This window comes from Paenibacillus sp. FSL P4-0081 (assembly GCF_000758565.1).
Lineage (GTDB): Bacteria > Bacillota > Bacilli > Paenibacillales > Paenibacillaceae > Paenibacillus_AQ > Paenibacillus_AQ phytohabitans.
The window spans coordinates 4563277-4582432 of the sequence record NZ_CP009280.1 but is presented as its reverse complement, the minus strand read 5'-3'; the positions used below and the strand labels follow the sequence as shown (position 1 = coordinate 4582432).

The 19156-nt window shown below is 50.7% G+C and carries 17 protein-coding genes and 1 riboswitch; of the genes, 16 read left to right on the top strand and 1 reads right to left on the bottom strand.

Translation table 11 applies throughout. The annotated features are described in order from the left end of the window. Nucleotides 1-325 precede the first annotated feature (325 nt). Complete coding sequence (locus P40081_RS19365; RefSeq protein ID WP_039298976.1) at nt 326-1249, bottom strand: L-lactate dehydrogenase; 924 nt, start codon at nt 1247-1249, stop codon at nt 326-328. A gap of 267 nt (nt 1250-1516) precedes the next feature. Between P40081_RS19365 and P40081_RS19360 the strand changes: the two genes are divergently transcribed. The 16 genes from P40081_RS19360 (at nt 1517) to P40081_RS19290 (ending at nt 19136) form a co-directional block, all read left to right on the top strand. Then, entirely contained in the window at nt 1517-2902 is a 1386-nt protein-coding gene (locus P40081_RS19360; RefSeq protein ID WP_042137753.1) for a branched-chain amino acid transporter BcaP, read from the top strand. Between the two features lie 25 nt (nt 2903-2927). Continuing rightward, nucleotides 2928-4220 carry a WD40/YVTN/BNR-like repeat-containing protein gene (locus P40081_RS19355; RefSeq protein ID WP_042137750.1) on the top strand — a complete coding sequence of 431 codons (1293 nt, stop codon included), beginning with the start codon at nt 2928-2930 and terminating at the stop codon, nt 4218-4220. A 215-nt stretch (nt 4221-4435) separates the two neighbouring features. Then, nucleotides 4436-4612 carry a hypothetical protein gene (locus tag P40081_RS39040; RefSeq protein WP_171715899.1) on the top strand — a complete coding sequence of 59 codons (177 nt, stop codon included), beginning with the start codon at nt 4436-4438 and terminating at the stop codon, nt 4610-4612. A 227-nt stretch (nt 4613-4839) separates the two neighbouring features. Beyond that, complete coding sequence (locus tag P40081_RS19350; RefSeq protein ID WP_042137749.1) at nt 4840-5232, top strand: DUF2500 domain-containing protein; 393 nt, start codon at nt 4840-4842, stop codon at nt 5230-5232. Between the two features lie 290 nt (nt 5233-5522). Next, nucleotides 5523-5945, top strand: coding sequence for a cell wall hydrolase (locus P40081_RS19345; RefSeq protein ID WP_042137747.1), 423 nt, complete (start codon nt 5523-5525; stop codon nt 5943-5945). Nucleotides 5946-5992: 47 nt separating this feature from the next. Beyond that, nucleotides 5993-6520, top strand: a complete 528-nt coding sequence (gene gerQ / locus P40081_RS19340; RefSeq protein WP_197074249.1) for a spore coat protein GerQ — start codon at nt 5993-5995, stop codon at nt 6518-6520. Between the two features lie 313 nt (nt 6521-6833). Beyond that, on the top strand, nt 6834-8150 hold the full coding sequence (locus P40081_RS19335; RefSeq protein ID WP_042137745.1) for a hemolysin family protein: 1317 nt from the start codon (nt 6834-6836) through the stop codon (nt 8148-8150). Between the two features lie 204 nt (nt 8151-8354). Continuing rightward, nucleotides 8355-10274 carry an ATP-binding protein gene (locus P40081_RS19330; protein ID WP_052421906.1) on the top strand — a complete coding sequence of 640 codons (1920 nt, stop codon included), beginning with the start codon at nt 8355-8357 and terminating at the stop codon, nt 10272-10274. Nucleotides 10275-10367: 93 nt separating this feature from the next. Further along, nucleotides 10368-11123, top strand: a complete 756-nt coding sequence (locus tag P40081_RS19325) for a DsbA family protein (protein WP_052421905.1) — start codon at nt 10368-10370, stop codon at nt 11121-11123. Further along, nucleotides 11120-11554 carry a disulfide oxidoreductase gene (locus tag P40081_RS19320; protein WP_042137742.1) on the top strand — a complete coding sequence of 145 codons (435 nt, stop codon included), beginning with the start codon at nt 11120-11122 and terminating at the stop codon, nt 11552-11554. The genes P40081_RS19325 and P40081_RS19320 overlap by 4 nt, the downstream gene beginning before the upstream one ends. A 226-nt stretch (nt 11555-11780) precedes the next feature. Continuing rightward, nucleotides 11781-11940, top strand: a riboswitch (cyclic di-AMP (ydaO/yuaA leader). Between the two features lie 128 nt (nt 11941-12068). Beyond that, a complete protein-coding gene (locus P40081_RS19315) occupies nt 12069-13886 on the top strand; it encodes an APC family permease (protein ID WP_042137741.1) in 1818 nt (605 codons plus the stop codon). A gap of 198 nt (nt 13887-14084) precedes the next feature. Next, a complete protein-coding gene (locus P40081_RS19310) occupies nt 14085-15107 on the top strand; it encodes an iron-hydroxamate ABC transporter substrate-binding protein (RefSeq protein WP_081970031.1) in 1023 nt (340 codons plus the stop codon). Between the two features lie 220 nt (nt 15108-15327). Then, nucleotides 15328-16386, top strand: a complete 1059-nt coding sequence (locus tag P40081_RS19305) for a FecCD family ABC transporter permease (protein WP_042137739.1) — start codon at nt 15328-15330, stop codon at nt 16384-16386. A gap of 11 nt (nt 16387-16397) precedes the next feature. Continuing rightward, a complete protein-coding gene (locus P40081_RS19300; protein WP_371916262.1) occupies nt 16398-17420 on the top strand; it encodes a FecCD family ABC transporter permease in 1023 nt (340 codons plus the stop codon). A gap of 57 nt (nt 17421-17477) precedes the next feature. Further along, entirely contained in the window at nt 17478-18284 is an 807-nt protein-coding gene (locus tag P40081_RS19295) for an ABC transporter ATP-binding protein (RefSeq protein WP_039298947.1), read from the top strand. Nucleotides 18285-18326: 42 nt separating this feature from the next. Continuing rightward, entirely contained in the window at nt 18327-19136 is an 810-nt protein-coding gene (locus P40081_RS19290; protein WP_052421904.1) for a (2Fe-2S)-binding protein, read from the top strand. Nucleotides 19137-19156: the final 20 nt, after the last annotated feature.

Below are 19156 nucleotides of genomic sequence, written 5' to 3'. Positions count from 1 at the left end.
AAACATAACGCATAAATCACACGGAATGTGCATTTTTATAATGACAACACCGCCGTGAATTGCTACCATGAGAAGGGGTTATTATTCAGGGTAGAAGGCGGAGAGGGACAAGCCTCGAAGTCGTAGACACAACGATTAGACCATGGATGAAAGATATTGATAAGCTGGACAGCAATTCTGACTTTAATTGGTTAACGCGTCTGTGCACGTCTGATGGTAAGGCGGGCTGGAGAAGAAGCAGAGTCTGAATCTTGAATCTCTTCCTATAAGTAAAATAGCCGCCAATCCTCAGAGGATTGGCGGCAGGCTTGTCCACGCACGGAGATTACAGCTCCAGCTTGGCAATCTCACTTTTGAGCTTATCAGCGGATTGCTGGAACAGAAGCTGTTCTTCGTCACTGAGCGGAAGATCAAGTACTTCACGCACGCCGGAACGGTCTACGACACATGGAGCGCCAAGGAACACGTCTGATACGCCGTTGTAGTTGTTCAGCAGTGTGGAGACATTCAGGACGGAGCCTTCATTGTTCAGGATGGACGCAACAATCCGGTCCAGTGCCAATGCGATGGCATAGGAGGTAGAGCCCTTGGCATCTATGATCTCGTAGGCGGCATTCTTGGTGTCCTCAAAGATCTCATCACGTTCCGCTTCATCGAAGCCCAGGTCAATTCCCGCGACATTGGCGAGACTCCAGACCGGCAGCTCGGAATCGCCATGTTCACCGATGATTTGTCCATGAATACTGCGCGGATCGATTTCCTTATGAAGCCCAATCAGGTAACGGAAGCGGGCGCTGTCCAGTACAGTACCGGAACCGATAACCCGTCTGCGGTCGAAGCCGCTGATCTTCAAGGTGGCATAGGACAGAATATCGACCGGATTTGTGGCAATCAGCAGGATAGCGTGATGATTGTATTTCGTGATTTTTTGGATGATATCTTTGAAGATCGAAATGTTCTTGCGCAGCAGGTCGATCCGGGTTTCACCAGGCTTCTGGGAGGCTCCGGCAGTGACGATGATGATGTCGGCTTCCTTGCAGTCCTCATAGGTGCCGGCCCACAGCTTCACACCGCCGACAAATGGCATGCCATGGTTCATATCCAGCGCTTCACCAAGCGCCTTCTGATGGTTCACATCGATGAGTACTAGTTCGGGCATGCGCTTACGCAGCAGCAGCGTATAGGCTGTCGTGGTTCCGACTGCACCGGTGCCGATCACTACGACACGATTGGGCTTAAATGGGGCCATTGTTAGATCTCCTCCAGCTTTCGAATTTTGAAATATAAGGGTTTATAAGTTAAACGCCATCATTCATCCTTATATTTCTCGCTGAAACGGTACCGTCCTATATAAGGAAGGCAGAGCCGTTTCCACTTGCGGTCCAATCTTATCCATCATAATCTCTAGGGATAGTGTTTTCAAGCTGTCCGCTTTTAATCCATTACCCCAAAACGGGCATGCTAACAATGTATTTCTTATTATCCACTCAACCACTTGACAGGAGCGAATTTCAGAATGGATTTATTCCGCAAAAAACCGCTGGCTATTCCCCAGAATACCGGAGCGGAGAAACTTAGCAAGACACTGGGTGCAATGGATCTGACCATGCTCGGTGTAGGGGCCATTATCGGCACCGGAATTTTTGTAATGACGGGAGTGGCTGCTGCTGAGCATGCCGGACCGGGACTTGTGCTGTCCTTCATCATCGCCGGCTTTGCCTGTGTGTTATCCGCACTGTGTTACTCCGAATTTGCTTCCACACTGCCGGTATCCGGCAGCGCTTATGCATACAGCTATGTCGCCTTCGGGGAACTGCTGGCCTGGATTCTCGGATGGGATCTGGTGCTTGAATACGGCGTAGCCGCAGCGGCGGTAAGCAGCGGGTGGTCCGGTTATTTCCAGGGACTTCTGGAAGGCTTCGGCATTCATTTGCCCACCGCTTTGTCAGGGGCGTATAATGCAGATAAAGGAACCATTATTAATTTACCCGCAGTTGTCATTATTCTGCTGATCTCTTACCTGCTGACACGCGGGGTCAAGGAGACCGCCCGTTTCAATGCAGTGATGGTTGTGATCAAAATCTCGGTGGTGCTGCTGTTTATCGTCACCGGTATATTCTATGTGAAGCCGGAGAACTGGACGCCATTCCTGCCGTTTGGTTTCCATGGTGTGGTGAATGGTGCGGCAACCGTATTTTTTGCCTATATCGGATTTGATGCCATCTCGACTGCTGCCGAAGAAGTGAAGCGTCCGCAGCGCGATCTGCCGATCGGTATTATCTCGTCGCTTGCGATCTGTACCGTACTCTATATCGCCGTATCCTTGGTACTTACGGGGATCGTGCCTTATCAGAACCTCAATGTAAGTGATCCGGTATCGTTCGCCCTGCGGTTCGTTGACCAGAATATGATCGCCGGTCTGATCTCTGTAGGTGCCATTGCCGGGATGACTACCGTGCTGCTGGTAATGCTGTTCGGACAAACCCGTCTGCTGTTTGCCATTTCCCGAGACGGATTGCTGCCGCAGAGCTTGTCCAAGGTCAGCCCCAAAACACATACGCCAGTGCGCAGCACATGGATGGTCGGCGGACTGATTGCCGTTCTTACCGGCTTCGTCCCGCTTGACCGGCTGGCCAATCTGACCAGTATCGGGACCTTATTCGCCTTCCTGGTGGTTTCGCTGGGTGTTATTGTGCTCCGCCGTACGAAAACAGATCTCAAAAGAGGCTTCAAGGTTCCTTGGGTTCCGTTCATTCCGCTCCTTAGTGCGGCAACCTGCGGTTATCTAATGTATAATCTGGGAAGAGAAACCTGGATTGGCTTCCTGATCTGGCTTGCGGTAGGACTGCTAATCTATGGTCTGTACGGATACAAACGCAGTAATTTAAATACGAAGAAATAACGATTAACGGGAAGAGGAGAGAGCATTGTCATCCACAGCTTCAGGTTACAAGGTTCTGAGAAGGGTGCTGCTGCTTCTCCTGACCTTACTTATTCTCTCGGCTTGTTCTTCTGCTCCTGCTCCCGAGCCTTCCCAGCCCCCGCAGCCGACGGAAGCGCCGGAAGAAGGGCAGATGATTACGGTCATCACACCGGATGCCAAGAACGTCGATAATGAGAATGCCCCGAAATATCAGATTCAGACCCGGCTGACAGACTTCAGGCTGCTTAACCCGTCAGCGGGAATAGCCTGGGGTGTCACCAAAAATGAGCTGCGCATGTATATGACCCTTGATAACGGCAAAACCTGGGCCAATATCTCGCCGGCTACGACTGTGCAGTTTCTGAGCAACCCGGTGTATGGCAAAGAGATTTTCTTCACCGATCCCAGCAACGGCTGGATTATACGAAGCTCTTTCGGCACGACCGAGACCGTGGTGCTGCGCACAACAGATGGGGGACACACCTGGAAAGTTTCTGCTTTTCCTGACACCAACACCTTGTCTTCGTTCTACTTCAGTTCACCGTCCCATGGCTGGCTGATGACTTCATGGGATGCCAGCTCCACCAAAGAGAGCAAAGCCTTGTATGCTACGCAGGACGGCGGGGCAACCTGGGCCCTGGTCATGCAGAATGAGCAGTATAATCCGAATCTGCCTAACAATACAATTCCGCTGCCGGGCGTTACGACCGGAATGATATTTAAGGACGGGAGCCGCGGATTCGTAACGCTTCAGACCGGGGCACTGCCTAAGATCTATGTCACCAAAGACGGCGGGGCAACCTGGGCGGCAGGCTCTGAATTTCTGGTCAACGAGAGCTTTGGAGGCTGTGACCGGGTCATTGCCGGTGAACCTGAATTCTTCGGTACGGATCATACAAGCGGATGGCTGTCTGTAGGTTGTCAAAAAGAAAAAGAGGCCAGCATGACCTACAACGGCTATTTCACTGCAAACGGGGGAGAAAACTGGAAGTTTATCAGCTTCAGCCGGCCGGCGTTGACGGGAATTAACCGGCATGTGGCACCTGAATTCCTCAGCTCGCAGGCGGGCTGGTCTTTAGAGGGGAACCTGTTGTACAAGACGATGAATCAGGGACAGACCTGGACGGCACTTCCGGCCAGCAGTGTACTGCAGTCCAAGCTGCTGGAATACCCGGAAGTAGTGAAGCTGCAATTCATCTCGGATGATGTAGGCTGGCTGCTGATCCAGAAGGAAGAGGACCGCAGATCTATCCTGCTGCAGACTACGAATGGCGGAGTGAGCTGGCGGGTTATGTAAAGGTAATTAAGAGGTTGTCCGCATTGGCGGGTAGCCTTTTCTTTTTGATAATACGGCCGCAAAGCCCTCTTAATATAAGGAAAAAACTTATTTAAAATTTTCTTTAAAAATGTGAAAAAAATCACATGACAAACTTTCACTCCTGTGATATATTTAACACATAGAGAACAAGTTCATTTTTTCACAAACTTTCATCCCGAATAGGAGAGATTATTATGAAAACATTTGAAACGGATTATATGACAAGAAACCTGCTGCAATTGTGCTACAACTGTGACGATGCTCACCTGTGTGAAACGGAAGAACAATGCAGAGCTTGCTGGGCGGACAACGGTATGCTGCCGGAAGAAACAAGCGAAACCAGACAATTGCTAGATCTCGTACATGCTTAATGTGATCGCCTCTCTTGGTATAATGAAGACCATTTAGGTTCCCGGATATAGGGGGATTTAGGTGGTCTTTTTGGCGTGCTGTCATCACCCCAAGTGAAGATTCTCTCGGAGCAGATGGGGGTGTTACACATTTGTTATGCTGTCTTCAAGGGAAGAGGCATATACATGTAGAGAAGACCTGCCAAGGGCAGGGAATCTAACCAGATGGGAACAAGGGGGAAGAGACCATGGGAACGGGACCGGATCCATCCTGGATGTTTGATTTTACAGGAACGGTATTGCCGATATTCCTCGCTGTAGTCGTGGGGATTATCGCTGTGTCTGCAGGCAGAGGACTGCTTCAGTGGAGCCGGAACAATAATGCCCCCCTGCAGTCCATACCCGCCCGCATTGTCAGCAAGCGCAGCGAAGTCCGCCAGCAGCAGGCACAGGATGAGAGCAGCCGCACCAGCACAACCTACTACCTGACGTATGAAGCGGAGGATGGTGTCCGCAGAGAGTTCAAGGTGGACGGCCATGAATATGGTATGAGTGCTGAAGGGGACAGGGGAGTGCTGACATATCAGGGTACAAGATATCATGGCTTTCAGCGGCGCCCGCATTACTCCACAGCGGAATAGTGAACAGGCTTGTTCATGGATAGTGTGATGTTTATTTGAAAAGTGTTCAGCAGCCCCCCTTGTAACCGTCAGCGGTGGAAGGGGGGGATTTGGGTTGTGCTTGCTTCGGCTCAAAAGCAGGTATTTCATGGTATACAAGGTATTGCTGCAGACCGCAAGAAATTGGGCGGGGACTGTCACCACTTAGGCGAATGCACATACAATACAGCGAGCAGTAAAGAACAACGGATGCTTGGCGTTACAGCTTTGTTCCATAACTGTCAATGAAGTGATTACAAGGAGGAGAACGCGTGGCCGTCATCAAAACGAATTCGGAGGATGTAAGGGTGCTTGCGCGGCTGATGCGGGCCGAGGCCGAAGAGGATGGGGAGTCAGGCATGCTGATGGTCGGTAATGTCGGGGTCAACCGGATTCTCGGCAACTGTCTGGACTTCAACAACATCCGCAGTGTGAATGATATGGTGTACCAGAGCCCGGGCGGCTTTGAAGCCCCGCAGAAGGGGTACTTCTATCAGCGTGCACGGGAGGCCGACATCCGTTTGGCAAAACGCGCTATCGCCGGGGAAAGAACCTGGCCAGCATCAAATGCGCTGTGGTTCTTCCGGCCTGTCGGGGCCTGTCCGGCCAACTGGTACAACCAGCAGAACACCGGCCGCTACAAGGCACACTGCTTCTTCACTCCGACCCAGGTGGATTGCCCGTCATTATTCTAGGTACGCTTAAGTGAATGCTAATTCAAATTTTAGGAGGTTATTCGTAAATGATCGTTCAACCCTACCGTCCCGTTAATTATATGATGGGCAGCAACCCAGCAGGTGGCATGAGCAACATGAACAACATGAACAATATGAACGGCATGGGCCCGATGAATACTATGGGTGCCATGAGCAACAAGGGAAACCTTGGAAACATGGGCACCATGGGTACTATGAGCAGCATGCCGCCGCAGGTCACCAGCGGCAGCCCCATGACGCCAGCCGGAACCGTGGTCTCAACAACTGCACCGGTGTTCGAACAGTCTTATGTGGAGAACATCTTCCGCCTCAACCTTGGCAAGGTCGGCACCTTCTACTTCACCTATGAGAACAACAAAGACTGGAACGCCAAGGTCTATACCGGTGTGCTTGAAGCTGCGGGCCGCGACCATCTGATTATCAGCGACCGGGCGACCGGACAGCGGGTTGTGCTGCTGATGGTAAATTTCGATTATGCCACCTTTGAAGAGCCGCTTGTCTATCAATATCCGGGAGTTATCGGAAATCCGGCGGTTGTACGGAGCTGCCGATAAGCTTTCTGGCCATTTATCCATAGAATAACGCAAAAACGGCTGTCCACCTTTGTTTAAAGGCGGTCAGCCGTTTCTTTTGCTACCGTACGCACATATGCTGTATTTTTCGAGGGGACACGCATGCTTGCTGTTTCACCTAATATATTTATATAATAAAAGTATTATTTATAATCCGTGATTTATGTACTGGAGATGAAGGCATTGGGAAATTGATACGGAAAGGAACAGCTGGCATGATCCAGTCTGACATTTTGAACAAACGAAGGAGGTGGGCCTATCCGCCCGCACAGGAAACGGCGGATAGGAGTATAAATTGAGCGACCCTTTACCCGGTATATTAAATGTAGGTCTTATTATTTTGATTGTGCTGCTTAACGGTTTTTTTGTTTCGGTTGAGTATGCGATGGTGAAGGTGCGCAGCGGGCGCATCGATTCACTGATTGAGGAAGGCAGCAAGAGAGCCCCTGCAGCAAGACAGATCGTTCATAATCTGGATGGTTATCTGTCGGCCTGTCAGCTTGGCATAACACTTGCCTCGCTTGCGCTAGGCTGGCTCGGAGAACCGGCGATTGCTACGATTGTGGGGCCGGTTATTACGAACCTCGGCTTCGGAGAAACAACTGTTTTTGTGGTTTCGCTTATCATAGCCTTTATGTTCATCACTGTTCTGCATATTGTACTGGGCGAGCTTGCCCCGAAGACCATTGCAGTGAATAAAGCCGAGGCTGTACTTCTGCTTGCTGCAGGTCCGATGAATGTCTTTTACCGGATCATGTATCCCTTCATCTGGGTGGTTAACGGCCTGGCTCGCGGGCTGCTGCGTATCTTCCGTCTGACGCCGGCATCGGAGCTGGCTACAGCACATACAGAGGAAGAAATACGCATTCTGATGCAGGAGAGCAACAAAAGCGGATTGATCGACAACACGGAAATGACCCTGGTGGATAATATCTTCGAATTTGCCGACACGATGGCCAGGGAGATTATGATTCCGCGCACGGAAATGATCTGTCTCAACACACATCTGGAGACGGACGAGAATCTTGAAATTGCCTTTGACGGAATGAGAACCCGTTATCCGGTCTGCGACGGAGACAAGGACCATATTCTCGGCTTCATTCATATCAAGGATATGATCCGTGATAATGCGCCCAAGTATAACGAATTGATCCGTCCGATATTGACTGTACCGGAATCGATTCAGATTAGCAGCCTCCTCAAGGTCATGCAGCGTGCCAAGACCCAAATCGCTATCCTGATTGATGAGTATGGCGGTACCTCGGGAATGGTTACTCTGGAGGATATTATGGAAGAGATTGTCGGAGAGATTCAGGATGAGTTCGACGAGGAACGTCCCGGCATCGAGAAGCTGGGGGAGGATGAGTTCTCTATCGACGGCCTGATGCTGATCGAGGAGATCAATGATACGCTCGGAATCCACATGGAGACGGATGATTACGATACGATAGGCGGCTGGCTGTATTCCAAGCTGGAGGTCAATCCTCCGCAAAAAGGCCAGACGGTGGAGTTCGACAATCATTTATTTGTGGTTGAAGAGACGGACAATAAGCGGATTTCCCGGATTAAGCTGCTGAAGGTGCAGTTTCTGACGGAGGAAGCCGGAGCTTAATTACGAGATGACAAGAGCATGGCGCTATTACAGCGCTGTGCTTTTTTTAGTATTCAGGGGCTCTCGTTTTGTCAGCGCTTCCCTTAAGCAAAAACTGTCTGTCCCATTAGACACAATCTACGATTCGACTGGTTTCACCCAGGGTAAGGTTAGTGTAAATAGGTGAAATGCAATATCTTAAAGTTCATGAAAGGAGAGAGGCCTATGGAGCATCATCCGAATCATTACAATGATCTGCTTGTCCTCTTATCTGTTGCTATAGCATTTCTATCGTGCTTCACAGCCCTGGATCTGGCGGAACGGCTGCTCCGTGGCCGCAAGGGGAATCTCTATATTCTGCTTATCTCTGTAGTGCTGGGCACAGGGATGTGGAGTATGCATTTTATCGGAATGCGGGCGATGGATTTGGGAGTTCCGGTATCGTATGATCTGCTGCTGCTTGTGTTCTCGCTGATCATTCCTGTGGCCGCTTCTTATATGCTGTTTGCAATGCTTGGCAACCCCCATACCCGCAGCCGTGTCTATCTGGGTCTTGGCGGCATGCTGTTCAGCAGCGGAATACTGATCATGCATTTCAGCGGTATTCTGGCGATGAAGCTCTCGGCAACGTATGAACAAGGGTTCTTTTCCATTATCCTGTCTATCCTATTCGCCCTTGTTGTCCCTGTAATTACTGCATCCTACGACCCGAAATGGCTGGGGAATGCCTACAATATGCTTAGTGTCAAAAAATTGCTGCTCGTGTTAACCCTGACCGGAGCGTTCACAGGAATACATTATTCTGCAATGGCCGGCGCATCCTTCACAGTAGTAGACTCCTTCTTGTATACAGGGCGCGCTCCGCTCTTGGATGATTCACTGCTGGGCATTATTCTGGGCGGTTCCTTCTTGTTCATTGTGACAATTGTGCTTGGCCTGCTCTATAGGGACCGGCAGCATGTGCTCCGCTTTGCAGCATTTAATGAGCAGCGTTATATGGCCTTGTTCGAGCATAGCCCGGATATGGTGCTGTGTATTGATCCGGCCCTTAAGAAGATCATCAGTGCTAATCCTTCCCTGCGGTATACCACCGGATATGGAAGAGAAGAACTGGGGGAATTCAAGAACATCCTGTACAGTGCCCGGGATGAAGCCGCGGTCAAGGAAGCTGTGCGCAATGCCTCCCAAGGGAAGTCCTCCAAGCTGGAGCTGAGGGTTATCACCAGGGACGGCCAGCAGATGATCTGCAGCGTAACGGTGTTTCCATTGCTTCATAATAAGGAACAGCTGGTCTATCTCGTTGCCGAGGATGTCACTGCCTTGATGCAATACCAGCATGAACTGATTCAGGCCCGGGATGCGGCAGAGAGTGCAGCCAGGATGAAAAGCGAGTTTCTGGCGACGATGAGCCATGAAATCCGTACACCGCTGAACGGAATTATCGGTATCAATCAGCTGCTGGCCGAAGAGATCAGCAAGCCCGAGCATCTGGAGCTGCTGAAGCTGCAGAGTACCAGCAGCCAGGCGCTGCTCCATGTAATGAGTGATGTTCTCGATATCTCCCGCCTGGAAGCAGATGGTCTCGTGTTGAACCAGGAGCCGTTTCAGCTGACCGTGCTGCTGCAGGAGTGTATGGATCTGTTTGAAGTAATTACCAGAGATAAGCAATTGTCGTTTGTGCTGTCGGTAGAAGAGGGTCTTCCCGGCAAGTTCGTGGGAGACATTGCGCGGATCCGTCAGATCCTGGTTAATTTAATCGGCAATGCGGTGAAATTCACTCCTTCGGGAGCGGTTACAGTTACTGTTGAGTCCGCCGGCATGAAGGGAGCTTCTCAGACGCTGCAATTCAAAGTGCATGATACAGGCATCGGCATTCCGCCGGATAAGCTGCAGCTGCTGTTCCAATCCTTTTCCCAGGTGGATGCTTCCCACACGCGTAAATATCCGGGTACTGGTCTGGGATTGGCCATTTGCAAGAAGCTGGTGGAGCTTATGCAGGGAGAAATATGGGCGGAACCGGCGCCGGGCGGCGGGACCCAGTTCTTTTTCAGAATTGTACTGCAGTCGCTGGATTCATCGCCGGAGCTGATTTACAACCAAGAAAATGAAGACAGCGGAGTGCCTGCGGCAACAAAAGCTGTATAATGTAGGGTTTGCCAAGGAGAGAACTTTAATTATATAATTTTAAAGTAACTTATCTTTTATCACGACAGTCCTATGGACAGAAAGGAACTCTCTTTGAGCAAACCGAATAAGAACAATGTCGCGCTTCCCCAGATGAGCAAGCAGGAGAAACGCCGGGCAGAGCAGGAACAGCAGAAGCAGAAAACGAGAATTCTGATCGTGAGTACAGTGGCATTAGTCGTAATTATTTTTGTAGGATTATTCATGCTGGCCTCGAAGGACGGCTCAACCACAGGATATGCTGCGGCTCCCGTTGACTTCAATTACAGTGAAATGGCACGGCTGGGCAAAGAAGATGCTCCAGTCAAAATCGTTGAATTCGGCGATTACAAATGTCCGGCTTGCGCCCAGTTCACCGGGGTGATTAAACCGCAAATCGTTCAGGAGTATGTCAATCAGGATAAAGCAGCCTTTTACTTCGTCAACCTGGCCTTTATTGGTACGGATTCGAGAACAGCCTCACTCGCGGCACTCTCCGTATACCATCAGAATCAAGAGGCTTTCTGGAAATTCTTCGATGCCATCTATGCTAACCAGGGTGAAGAAAAGGTGGAGTGGGCAACACCGGACTTCTTGGTAAGTCTGGCACAGCAATTAGAACTGCCCATTGACTTCGACCTGCTGCGTAAGGATATTGAAGACAAGACCTACGAAAGCGAATTGGAGAGAGATATCCAGCTTGGCACTGACACCGGCATAACCAACACGCCGTCATTGTTTGTCAATGGAGTCAAAGTGAATGAACCTTTTAATATGGAGGAAATCGATGCTCAAATCCAGGTAGCTGCGGAAGCTGTGGCTGGACAATGAATAAATTCTCTGCATTCTGCCGCCGGAATTGTCTCTACTTGGCCTGGTTCGTCTCGGTTGTTGCTGTAGCAGGCAGTCTGTATCTCAGTGAAGTGCTGAAATATGAGCCCTGCAAGCTATGCTGGTTTCAGCGGATATTTATGTACCCGCAGCTGATTTTGCTCGGAATCGCCACTTACCGGGGGGATAAGCGCATTATCCCGTATGTCCTTCCCTTAAGTTTGATTGGCGGAAGCATTTCGATCTATCATTACGCAGAGCAGAAAATTCCGGCACTCAGCAAGGTGCTTCCATGTACAATCGGTGTGCCGTGCAACACGGATTATCTGAATTATTTCGGATTCATCACCATCCCGCTGCTGGCACTCATTGCGTTCGCATTAATCACAATTCTGCTATGGACAGGGCGTAAAGAGGATGCAGCTGAGTAAGAAGCCGTCAGGCAGAATGAAGAGTAACTATTTCCCTTAAATTAAGTGTAAATTATTATGCAGAAACGCTGTAAAATCACGCGATAAAGGGATAATGAAAGAGAATGAAAGATCAAGACATACCGGATCATGGATTTGGTTGTTTTGGTTGTTTTTCATTCTTTTTTCATTTGTTTCAACGCTTTACGGAAGAGGCATTGTAGATTAATATTAGTCCTTGTGAGAAGTTGAATATGCGCTGAATTTTCCGGAAGGAAAAACGGGGGAACCAAACTTGGCCGAGTGCCAACGGGGTGAATCGGAAGCGGGTCAGCAGACTCGAAAACCGTAGGGCTACCACAGCCCGAATCCGCCAGCTAACCTCGTAAGCAATAGTGGGATAATGACCATGCACTCAAGGCATGCGGATCATTTCCGTATGCTTATTTTTGTGCCTGCATTTATGAAATCCACTTATGAAAACAGCGCGCGGTACTGCCGTTTCAACTTAACAAAGAGAGGAACTGTTACTACAATGGTAAGCAAGGTAAAACGACTATTGATCGGGCGTCCGATGAAGTCGAACGAACTCGATCATGAAAAGTTATCCAAGGTGAAAGCACTGGCTGTCCTGTCTTCTGATGCGCTCTCGTCTGTAGCCTACGGAACAGAACAAATCTTAATCGTACTTGTGGCCGCAGGTTTCACAGCTATCTGGTACTCATTGCCAATTGCATTAGCCGTATTGGGCCTGCTGGCCATCTTAATCCTGTCTTATCGGCAGACCATTTTTGCTTATCCGCAAGGCGGGGGCGCCTATATTGTTGCCAAAACCAATCTCGGGGTTCATACCGGCCTGCTTGCCGGCGGCTCTTTGCTGGTGGATTATATTCTTACGGTGGCGGTAAGCGCCTCGGCGGGAACGGATGCGATCACATCAGCGTTCCCGGGTCTTCATAATCATAGTGTACTCATAGCGGTTACTGTCATTCTGCTCTTAACGATTGTCAATCTGCGGGGTGTTACTGAATCTGCTTCATTCATAGCCATTCCGGTATATCTGTTCGTCGTCTCCATCTTTGTACTGATTATCGCGGGAGTCTTCAAGTATGCAACCGGCGGTGCTCATGCCCAGGTTCCTGAGATCGGCTCGGCGGTATCGAACGTCAGTATGTTCCTTCTGCTTAAGGCCTTCAGCTCCGGCTGTTCGGCACTGACCGGGGTAGAAGCGGTCTCCAATGCGATCCCTAACTTCAAAGCACCGGCTGAGAAAAATGCGGCTAAAACGCTGATGCTGATGGGTCTGATTCTCGGGGCTATGTTCACGGGGATTACGCTTTTGGCTTATTGGTACGGTATCATGCCGGACGAGAAAGCAACGGTTGTGTCACAGATTACCGAGTCTACCTTTGGCCGCGGCGGTTTGTACTTCTTCATCCAAGGCATCACCGCAGTAATCTTGTTCCTGGCGGCGAATACAGCGTATTCGGCCTTCCCGCTGCTGGCGTTCATGTTCGCCAAAGATAAATATTTACCCCACGCCTTCATGGTGCGCGGAGACCGGCTGGGATTCTCCAACGGCATTATTTTCCTCGGCGTAATGTCGGCTGTGCTTGTAGCTGCTTTTCACGGTAATACCGAAGGGTTGATTCCATTATACGCCGTTGGGGTATTCATTCCGTTTACCCTTTCACAGCTTGGCATGATGGTCCAGTGGTACAGAACCAAGCCTAAGGGCTGGCAGAGCAAATTCGCTGTGAATACAGTAGGCATGCTCACAACCTTAACCATTACGCTCATCTTCATTATTACTAAATTCTCGAGTGTATGGATGGCCTTCATCTTCCTGCCGCTTGTAATCATCGTGTTCCACCGGATTCACCGCCATTATATGAATATTGCCGATCAGCTGCGTATTTGTCCGGCTACGGATAAACCTTGCATTAAAGGAAGCACAGTGGTTGTACCTGTTGCCGGTGTCACCCGTGCAGTACTGCATTCGATCAGCTATGCGAAGTCATTGACTGAGAATGTAGTGGCTGTATATGTCGGATTCGATGAAGAAGAGATTCACAAAATGGAACAGAAGTGGGAAGAGTGGAACCCTGGGGTGCGCCTGATTGTACTCCGCTCGCGTTACCGCAGCATCATCCGCCCGCTGGTGAAATTCATCGATACGGTGGAGTGGAAAACCGCTTCTACAGACCACATTACTGTACTCATTCCGCAATTTGTTACAAAGCATTGGTGGCAGGCGATTCTGCATAATCAGACCAGCTTGTTCATCCGCTCTTATCTGATGAATCAGAAGGATATCGTTATAGCAACTGTACCGTATCATTTGCACAAATAGACATACCCTTTATATGTAAAACGGCTGTTTCCGCAGGTTGCGGGAATAGCCGTTTTTTGTTATGCGCAGGGTGAGTATAAATGGAATCGGATAATTTAGTTGACATAGAGAATGAGAATCAATATCATCAGTTTATGTGAGGCGAAGGCCGCAATCACCTTTGACCAATAATGAATGTATATACAGGAGGGGTAATTAATGTTTTCGTTCAACCTGCAAAGATCAACAAGCATGAAGCTGGCTATGGCCGGACTCATGACCACGACGTTGTTATTATCCGCATGCGGAAATAACAATGCAGCCAATAACGGGGCTGCGGCAACTACGGCACCTGCAGCAACTGCAGAAGCCACTACTGCACCGGCAGAAACAACAGCTCCAGCGGTAGAGCAAACAGTAACGGATGCCATGGGACATAAAGTCACTGTCCCTGCGAACCCGCAGCGTGTGCTTGCTTCTTATCTGGAAGACTATCTGGTCGCACTTGGCGTGACTCCGGTTGCCCAATGGTCCGTGACAAACGGCACTCAGGATTACCTTGCAGCTGAGCTTAAGGACATTCCAACCATCAGCTATGACCTTCCACTCGAAGCTGTAACCAGCTTCGCACCGGACTTCACTATTGTACAATCGGAAGGTACTGTCCAGAACGGTCTGTATGACCAGCTGAACAAAATTGCACCAACGTATGTACTCGGCGACGAAGTCAGCAAGGACTGGCGCAAATCGCTGCTCAAGATCGGCGAGCTGTTGAACAAAACGCCTGAAGCTGAAGCAGCCATTGCTGCCTATGATCAAAAAGCGGCTGATGCCAAAACAAAAATCTCCGCTGCGATCGGCGATGAGTCCGTTGCCATTCTCTGGCTGGTATCCAAGAACTTCTATATAGTAGATGAAACCCGCAGCAGCGGGGCAGTCCTGTATGGTGATCTTGGCGTGAAGCTTCCGAATCTGGTTACCGAAATTCCTGCTGAGTCCAGAGCAACGTGGAATCCGATATCACTTGAGAAATTGTCTGAGCTGACTGCAGATCATATCATCCTAGTGAACAGTGACGGGGCGGATGCTGCTGAAGTTACGGATGGCGCGATCTGGAAGGGGATTCCGGCTGTTAAGGCGGGGAATGTTCATGAGTTTAGCAGATCAACCAGCTGGCTGTACAGCGGTCCTATAGCTAACTCCAAAACAATTGATGATGCTCTGAGCAGTCTTGTAAAATAAGATGCGTTCAAAATGCCGGTAATCAGCCTCTGCCGGTATAGAGTGTGCAGGTCCTTGTATCCCCGGATACGATGATCTGCACCTTTTTTTAAATGGAGCGATAGATGAGGGCGTTCAGCATAGATTACGCGTTATCTGCTTGTACAAAATTCATATATTTGCGATAATGAGAATGATAATCAATTAGAAGCAAGTAATAATCCTGTTAAGGAGACGGCTTATGGTTTCATCCACACGTTCTAACCTCAATCCTTCTACGGCTGCAGGGGATAAACCCATCAAGTCGCGGCCGGTGGCTGCAGCTACGATACTGCTGCTCGGAATAGCTGTCATCGTCTTCGGACTGATGTTGTCTGTATCGGTAGGAGCAGCAGATATCCGGCTGGCTACTGTATGGGAAGCTGTTGTCCGCTTCAATCCGGAGCTGGCGCAGCATCAGGTCATCCGGGAGCTGCGAATCCCCCGGGCTTTGGCCGGAGCGCTGGTGGGGGCATGTTTTGCTGTTGCCGGCGCGATCATGCAGGGAATGACCCGGAATCCGCTGGCGGATTCGGGGCTGCTGGGACTCAACGCCGGAGCCGGTGTCGGCCTGGCATTGGCTTTCGCCTTTGCGCCTTCGCTGTCTTTCATGTATATCATGATCTACTGCTTCATTGGAGCGGCTGTGGCATCGCTCTTAGTCTTCGGCATCGGTTCGCTGTCCCATAGCGGGCTGACACCGCTACGCCTGACCTTAGCGGGTGCTGCGGTCAGTGCTATGCTGCTGGCGCTCAGCCAAGGCGTCGCCATTCTGTATCACCTCTCCCAGGATATCGCGTTCTGGATGGCAGGCGGGATTGGGGGAGCGAACTGGACACAGCTCAAGATTATGTCCCCCTGGGTTGCAGGTGCGCTTATCGGGTCGCTGGTGCTCTCGCGTTCCATCACGCTGTTAAGCCTGGGAAGGGATGTTGCCGCTGGACTGGGGCAGCGCACACGGCTGGTACAGACCGCAGGGATGATCATTGTGGTCATTCTTGCCGGAGCGGCGGTCTCGACGGTGGGCCCGATTGCTTTTGTCGGATTAATGGTTCCGCATATTACCCGTTATCTGGTGGGGGTGGATTACCGCTGGATCATTCCTTGCTCGGCAGTACTCGGGAGCGTCCTGATCCTCTTTGCCGATATCGCTGCGAGAATGATTAATGCGCCTTATGAAACACCGATAGGTGCCCTGATTGCAGTAATCGGCGTACCGTTCTTCATCTATCTGGCCAGCAAGCGCAAGGGGGAGCTGTAATGAACAGGACCATGTCTGTACCCTCAGTGAAATCGCGCCGCACCAGAGAAGCCGGTATTCTAACGCTGCTTGCTGCACTTATCGTCATTATTTTTATTGTCAGTATGAATACCGGCTTCATGCGCTTATCACCACTTGATGTTCTACATACTTTGCTCGGTGAAGGAACCAAACAGCAGAAGCTGATTCTGTTTGATTTCCGGCTGCCGCGTATAGTGATCTCACTGCTCATCGGGGCGGGTTTCGCAGTATCCGGATCTATTCTGCAAGGCCTGTCGCGCAATGCTCTTGCTGAACCCTCTACCTTAGGGATTAACGCCGGAGCGGGATTCGCAGTGCTGATCTTCATTTCATTTGTCCCGGCAACCACAGCGGGGCCCATCTTTGTTCTTCCGCTGCTGGCGCTGGCAGGTGCAGCGCTTACGGCCACGCTGATCTATTTTCTCTCCTACCGGAGAGCCGACGGACTCTCGCCGACACGGCTGATCCTGATCGGAATTGCCGTAGGTGCCGGCATTTACGCTTTTCAGCTGATCCTGTCGTTAAGACTGGACCCGCAGAATTATCAGTTCGTAGCCATCTGGCTGGCCGGCAAAATCTGGGGCGGAGACTGGCGGTTCGTGCTGGCATTGCTCCCCTGGATATTGATTCTGCTGCCGTTCGCGTTCTACAAAGCCCGGGTGCTTAACGTACTAAACCTGGGGGATGAAACCTCCAAGGGACTTGGGCTGCCGCTGGAGCGGGAACGTCTGCTGCTCTTGGCTGCTGCTGTGGCTCTCGCAGGCGCCTGCGTCTCGGTCAGCGGAGGCATCGGCTTCGTCGGACTGATTGCACCGCATCTCGCCCGCAGACTTGTAGGCCCGCGTCATCAGATCATGCTGCCTGCAGCCGCTCTGATAGGCGCGCTGCTGCTGCTTACCGCAGACACCATCGGGCGCTGGATTCTGCAGCCTACAGAGATACCTACAGGTATCGTGGTGGCGATCATCGGCGCCCCGTACTTTTTATATCTTTTGGCAAAATCTAAGGCTTAACATAGGCATTCATAGGCGAATTATCATGAAAAATTAAAATCCTGAGGAGTGAGTATCATGTCGGAACGTTTGAATACAGAACAGCTGAGTATCGGATACGCAGAGGCAATGATTGTAAAGGGGCTGAACCTGTCACTTCCGACAGGGAAGATTACAGCGCTGGTTGGAGCGAACGGCTCAGGTAAATCGACTATCCTGAAGACGATGGCACGCATCATGAAGCCGAAGAGCGGCAGTGTCATGCTCGACGGCAAATCCATTCATAACCTGTCCACCAAAGAGGTGGCCAAGCAGCTGGCGATTCTGCCGCAGAATCCTACTGCACCTGACGGTCTGACTGTATCTGAGCTTGTGGGTTACGGCCGCTACCCGCATCAGAAGGGCTTCGGAACCATGACGCCTGAAGACCGCAGCATCATTGCTAATGCAATCGAAGTTACCGGTATGACAGAGTTCCACGACCGTCCGATTGACCGGCTCTCCGGCGGACAGCGTCAACGGGCCTGGATTGCCATGGCTTTGGCGCAGCAGACAGATATTCTGTTCCTTGACGAACCGACGACATTCCTGGATATGGCCCATCAGCTGGAGGTGCTGCAGCTGCTGCAGAAGCTGAATGAAGAAGAAGGCCGGACGATTATCATGGTGGTACATGATTTGAACCATGCTTCCCGTTATGCGCAGCATATGGTAGCGATCAAATCCGGCAATGTGATCAGTGAAGGGGCGCCGGTTGATGTAATGACACCGGTAGTTCTGCGCGAGGTATTCGGCATTGAAGCCGATATTGTGCCTGATCCGCGTACCGGAGTGCCGCTGTGCCTTCCTTACGAGCTGGCTGCGTACAAGGCAGCGGGACTATAAGCGCGAGCTGTGCAGGCTAGTGGAGCGGAGAGGGGCAATGCAATGAACGAACTATTGATTAAGGAATTCACCACCAAGTTTGACCTGCATCCTGCGGTACCGGAGGGAGCTCTGCACTCCTTCGCTGCGGCTGAACTGGTGCATGAGCAGGGGATGAGGGCATTTGTAGACACTTACGGGCCGTTAATGAAAGCACTGGACGATAAAGCGGTTGCTGCATATTTCGGCGGCTATCTGTCCAATCTGGCGCTTGCGGTTCAGTATTCAGTCACAGGATTCTCCTTCGTTCCTGAGCTCAGCCTAGCGAATCTGGGGATTCATCTCATTCCGGCAGACGGATATTGCCGGATTGCCTTCTCCCTTCACGTGTGGAAGACAGAGCAGGCTCCTGAGGAGCAGCAGAGCAGGGAAGCGTGGCGTAATGATGTGTTTGCCCGCTTTTATCAAGAGACTGCCGGTCCTCTGGTACGCTGTATTTCACAGGTGAGCGGTTTATCACTTGGTGAGATCTGGGGACAGATGCCGTCCAAATTCAATTATTATGTGGAGTCCTTTGCAGCCGGAATTACCGATCCAGCGGTGCTTAAGCGGATTGAAGCAGATTACAGCTATCTGAAAGATGAACTGCCTGCTGAAGTATTCCAGATGCCCCGGAATCCGTTTCATGTGAAGGTACGGAGAATTGAATCGCTCGCTGACCCGGAGCAGACTGTACAGATGCGCAACCGCTGCTGTATGTACTACCGGACAGAAGGCGGCCGTCTATGTTATACCTGCCCCCGGATGAAAGAAGAGGAACGTACAGCGAGAAGGGAAGAATTCCGTTCAGAGCGTGCTGCGGCCGGAAGTTAGGTTATAAACGGGAATGATGA

Bases quoted from the DNA above. Each gene is read 5' to 3' on its own strand.
- P40081_RS19290 (WP_052421904.1), top strand. From the start codon at position 18,327: ATGAACGAACTATTGATTAAGGAATTCACCACCAAGTTTGACCTGCAT.
- gerQ (WP_197074249.1), top strand. From the start codon at position 5,993: ATGATCGTTCAACCCTACCGTCCCGTTAATTATATGATGGGCAGCAAC.
- P40081_RS19360 (WP_042137753.1), top strand. From the start codon at position 1,517: ATGGATTTATTCCGCAAAAAACCGCTGGCTATTCCCCAGAATACCGGA.
- P40081_RS39040 (WP_171715899.1), top strand. From the start codon at position 4,436: ATGAAAACATTTGAAACGGATTATATGACAAGAAACCTGCTGCAATTG.
- P40081_RS19315 (WP_042137741.1), top strand. From the start codon at position 12,069: ATGGTAAGCAAGGTAAAACGACTATTGATCGGGCGTCCGATGAAGTCG.
- P40081_RS19320 (WP_042137742.1), top strand. From the start codon at position 11,120: ATGAATAAATTCTCTGCATTCTGCCGCCGGAATTGTCTCTACTTGGCC.
- P40081_RS19365 (WP_039298976.1), bottom strand. From the start codon at position 1,249: ATGGCCCCATTTAAGCCCAATCGTGTCGTAGTGATCGGCACCGGTGCA.
- P40081_RS19305 (WP_042137739.1), top strand. From the start codon at position 15,328: ATGGTTTCATCCACACGTTCTAACCTCAATCCTTCTACGGCTGCAGGG.
- P40081_RS19330 (WP_052421906.1), top strand. From the start codon at position 8,355: ATGGAGCATCATCCGAATCATTACAATGATCTGCTTGTCCTCTTATCT.
- P40081_RS19350 (WP_042137749.1), top strand. From the start codon at position 4,840: ATGGGAACGGGACCGGATCCATCCTGGATGTTTGATTTTACAGGAACG.
- P40081_RS19300 (WP_371916262.1), top strand. From the start codon at position 16,398: ATGTCTGTACCCTCAGTGAAATCGCGCCGCACCAGAGAAGCCGGTATT.
- P40081_RS19310 (WP_081970031.1), top strand. From the start codon at position 14,085: ATGTTTTCGTTCAACCTGCAAAGATCAACAAGCATGAAGCTGGCTATG.
- P40081_RS19295 (WP_039298947.1), top strand. From the start codon at position 17,478: ATGTCGGAACGTTTGAATACAGAACAGCTGAGTATCGGATACGCAGAG.